The 4,027-nt window shown below is 73.9% G+C and carries 3 protein-coding genes and 3 pseudogenes; 4 read left to right on the top strand and 2 right to left on the bottom strand.

What is annotated here, in order from left to right; genetic code table 11:
* Positions 1-43: 43 nt before the first annotated feature.
* Positions 44-657: pseudogene (locus JM949_RS39465) on the bottom strand (SAM-dependent methyltransferase).
* 3 nt (positions 658-660) lie between these two features.
* A pseudogene (locus JM949_RS34265) lies at positions 661-1,656 on the bottom strand (NAD(P)/FAD-dependent oxidoreductase); the annotation flags it as partial.
* A 38-nt stretch (positions 1,657-1,694) separates the two neighbouring features.
* Between JM949_RS34265 and JM949_RS34260 the strand changes: the two are divergent.
* From JM949_RS34260 to JM949_RS34245, 4 genes and pseudogenes are all read left to right on the top strand, one after another.
* Entirely contained in the window at positions 1,695-2,291 is a 597-nt protein-coding gene (locus tag JM949_RS34260; protein WP_203152161.1) for a helix-turn-helix domain-containing protein, read from the top strand.
* 138 nt (positions 2,292-2,429) lie between these two features.
* Positions 2,430-3,413, top strand: coding sequence for a zinc-dependent alcohol dehydrogenase (locus JM949_RS34255; RefSeq protein ID WP_203152159.1), 984 nt, complete (start codon positions 2,430-2,432; stop codon positions 3,411-3,413).
* A 2-nt stretch (positions 3,414-3,415) separates the two neighbouring features.
* Positions 3,416-3,814: a 6-pyruvoyl trahydropterin synthase family protein gene (locus JM949_RS34250; RefSeq protein WP_203152158.1), complete on the top strand. Its 399-nt coding sequence runs from the start codon at positions 3,416-3,418 to the stop codon at positions 3,812-3,814.
* Positions 3,814-4,027 (top strand): annotated as a pseudogene (locus tag JM949_RS34245) (glycosyltransferase family 1 protein); the annotation flags it as partial. The gene JM949_RS34250 and the pseudogene JM949_RS34245, both read left to right, overlap by 1 nt.

The following is a 4,027-nucleotide window of genomic DNA, read 5'->3' as shown; positions in this document are numbered from 1 at the left end:
ACCCCGGCCACCGCCCACCCCGCCGCCCGGCGCACCCCGTTCGCTACCGACGGCGAGCCAGCAGGACCGCGTCGTGGATGGTGATGTCCTGGCCGTCACTGTCGGTGGCTAAGCGGGGCCGGGCCTCGGCGACCAGCACCTCCCAGCGGGCCGGGTCCAGGTCGGCGGCCACGTCCTCGGCGGTGTACATCATGTCCGGCAGGTGCATCCGGTGCGCCGACGTCCACAGGTCCGACGGATGGTGCCCGACGATCAGCAGGACGCCGCCGGGCGTCACCGCCGCGGCCAGCCGGCTGAACAACTCCCGTCGCTGCGCCGGGGGCAGGTGCATGAACTGCGCGGACACCAGGTCGTACGTCTCCTCGGCGGGCGGCTTGTCGCGCAGGTCGGCGTGCGTGAACTCGATCCGCTCGGCCAGCCCGGCGCGTCGGCGTGCGCGGCGGCCCGCTCCAACGCGGTGCTGGAGATGTCCGCCGCCGTCACCCGCCAGCCGCGCCCGGCCAGCCACACCGCGTCCGCGCCCTCGCCGCTGCCGACGTCCAGCGCGCGCCCCGGGGTCAGGTCGGCGACCTCGGCGACCAACTGTGGGTTCGGCCGGCCACTCCACACCGACGGTCGGGACCGGTAGCGCTCCTCCCACGCCGGCTCCTCGAACATGGTGGACACCACCTGCCGGTACGCGGCCACCGCGGCGCGGGTGTCCTCGGCGATGAGGTCGGCGTTGATCGCCGCCCCGGCGTTCAGGCCGGCTGCCGCAGAGGTGATCACCTGGCCCCGGATGTCGGCCACGTTGCCCGCCACCCAGACGCCCGGCACTGTCGTCGCCCCGGTGGCGTCGGTCGGGATCTGGGCGCCGATGACGTGCTCGCCCATCGTCACCTCCTCCGCCGCCAGGCCCAGCCCCACCAGCAGGTCGGTGCGGGGAGTCAGCCGGGTCGCGACCACCACCGCGTCCAGTGCCACCACCCGGCCGTCGGCGAGGCGTACGCCGGTCAGCTCGTCCCCGGTCACCTCGACCGCGGCCACCGGACCCGGCACCACCGCGATGCCCCGGGCGGCCAGCCGCTCGGCGGCCTCCTCGTCCGGCGCGGGGGCGTGGTGCAGCAGCAGCAGCACGTGCGGGCTCCACTGTCGCCACATCTCCGCCTGATGGATGGCGAGCGGCCCGGTCGCCAGTACGCCGATGCGGCGGTCCCGAACCTCCCAGCCGTGGCAGTACGGGCAGTGCAGCACGTCGCGGCCCCACCGCTGGGCCAGCCCGGGCACGTCGGGCAGCTCGTCGGTCAGCCCGGTGGTCACCAGCAGTCGGCGGGCCCGCACCGACGCTCCGCCGTCGAGGGTGAGCCGGAAACCGTCGTCGTCGCGGGTCGCGAGGTCCACCCGCCCGGTGTGGAACTCCCCGCCGTACCCGGTCACCTCGGCCCGTCCGACGGCGAGCAGTTCGCCCGGCGGCGTGCCCTCCCGGCCCAGGTAGTTGTGCACCCGGTCGGCCGGCGCGTTGCGCGGCTCACCGGAGTCGATCACCAGCACCGACCGGCGGGCCCGGGACAGCGCCAGCGCGCCGCTGAGCCCGGCGGCGCCGCCGCCCACCACCACCACGTCGTATGTCTCGTTCACGGTTTCTCCCCCTCGTCGGCTGTCAGCTGGGCCCACCATCTGTCGTCGCTGACAATGTGGCAACTATCCTTGCCGTTATGGCAAACGAGGACGCCGCCGCGCTGGCGGCCGTCGGCCCCCGGCTGCGCGCCCTGCGCCAGCAGCGCGGCACGACGCTGACCCAGCTCGCCGAGCTGACCGGCATCTCGCTGAGCACCCTGTCCCGGCTGGAATCCGGCAGCCGCCGACCCACGTTGGAGCTGCTGCTCCCGCTGGCCCGGGCCTACCAGGTGGCGCTGGACGAACTGGTCGACGCCCCGGCCACCGGCGATCCCCGGATCCGCCCCAAACCGATAGTCATCCACGGCATCACCTTCCTGCCGCTGTCCCGCCGACCGGGGGGTGTGCAGGCGTTCAAGCAGATCTTCCCGCCGGACCCGTCCGCCGGGGAGCGGACCCCGCAGACCCACGAGGGGTACGAGTGGCTCTACGTGCTCTCCGGCCGGCTGCGTCTGCTGCTGGGTGACCGTGACCTGACGCTCAACCCGGGCGAGGTGGCCGAGTTCGACACCCGGATCCCGCACCTCGTCCTCAATCCCGGCCCCGGCACCGCCGAGGCGCTCAGTCTGTTCGGGCCACAGGGGGAGCGGCTGCACGTCCGCGCCCGCCCCGCCAGCCCCGACAAGAAGTCTTGATCAACCTGTACACCGAGCGGTGCGGACAGCTTCGAACTGTGCGGGCCGGAGCGCCGTGTTTATGATCGACAACCCCGACCGGGGACCCGGAGAGGTGGCCGTCCGAGATGGCCCGGAGCAGAGGTGAGGTGCGCGACGGTGAACCGCGAGGCGTACGCCTGCTGGGTTCGGGAGCCCGGCGTGGCGGAGATCCGGCCGGTGTCGCTACCCGAACCCGGGCCGGACGAGGTGCTGGTCCGGGCCCGTTACTCAGGCGTCAGCCGGGGCACCGAGACGCTGGTCTTCGCCGGCCGGGTGCCGACCGACCAGTACGCCGCGATGCGCGCGCCCTTTCAGGAGGGCGACTTCCCCGGCCCGGTGAAGTACGGCTACCTCAGCGTCGGCGTGGTCGAGCAGGGCCCGTCGGACCTCCTCGGGCGCACGGTGTTCTGCCTGCACCCGCACCAGAGCGCGTACGTCGTGCCGGTCACCGCCGTGGTGCCGGTGCCGGAGGGAGTGCCGGCCGCCCGGGCGGTGCTCGCGGGCACCGTGGAGACCGCCGTCAACGCGTTGTGGGACGCCGCGCCGCTGGTCGGCGACCGGGTCACCGTCATCGGCGCGGGCATGGTCGGGTGCTGCGTGGCGACGCTGCTCGCCCGGTTCCCCGGCGTGCACGTCGAGTTGGTGGACACCGACTCCCGCCGGGCCGGGGTGGCCGGCGCGCTCGGCGTCCACTTCGCCAGCCCGGCGGGCGCCTCCGCCGGCCGGGACCTGGTCGTGCACGCCAGCGCCACCGCCGCCGGTCTGCAACAGTCCCTGGACCTGCTCGCCCCGGAGGGCACGGTCATCGAGCTGAGCTGGTACGGCGACCGTCAGGTCCAGGTGGCACTGGGCGGCGCGTTCCACTCCGGTCGACTCACAGTGCGCAGCAGCCAGGTCGGTATGGTCGCGCCCGCCCGACGGGGGCGGCGCAGCTACGCCGATCGGCTGGCGCTCGCCCTGGACCTGCTCGACGACCCGGCCTTCGACGCGCTGATCACCGGCGCGTCCCGGTTCGCGGAGCTGCCCGACGTGCTCGCCGGACTCAGCTCGGGTGACCTGCCCGCCCTCTGCCATCTCATCACCTACGACGACGGGGAGTGACAGTGTTCAGCGTGACCGTTCGGGATCACATGATGATCGCCCACAGTTTCCAGGGCGAGGTGTTCGGCCCCGCCCAACGCCTGCACGGAGCGACGTTCGTGGTGGACGCGACGTTCCGCCGGCCCGGCCTGGACGCCGACGGCATCGTGGTCGACATCGGCCTGGCCACCGAGCAGCTGCGGGCGGTGCTTGGCGAGTTGACCTACCGCAACCTGGACGACGAGCCCGCGTTCGCCGGGGTGAACACCACCACCGAGGTGCTGGCCCGCACGGTCGCGGACCGACTGGTCGAGCGGGTGCACGCCGGCGAGCTGGGCCCGGGAGCGCGCGACCTGACCGGCATCACGGTCACCCTGCACGAGTCACACATGGCCTGGGCCAGCTACGAGCGGTCGCTGTGATCGATGCGGGCCGGGCGGTGCACGTCGTCCTGCCCGGTGACATCGACGACCCGGCCGCGCCCAGCGGCGGCAACACCTACGACCGGCGGATCTGCGCCGGGCTCGGCGAGCACGGCTGGACGGTGCACGAACACGCCGTGCCCGGGGCGTGGCCGCGCCCGGACCCGGCCGACCGGGCGGCGCTGGCCGCCCTGCTGGCGGCGGCCGCCGGAC

Origin of the sequence: Micromonospora tarensis (assembly GCF_016803395.1) — a bacterium.
GTDB lineage: Bacteria > Actinomycetota > Actinomycetes > Mycobacteriales > Micromonosporaceae > Micromonospora > Micromonospora tarensis.
This window is presented reverse-complemented; position numbering and strand designations above follow the sequence as displayed.

Excerpts from the sequence above, each read along its gene's own strand:
- JM949_RS34260 (WP_203152161.1), top strand. The coding sequence starts at position 1,695 with ATGGCAAACGAGGACGCCGCCGCGCTGGCGGCCGTCGGCCCCCGGCTG.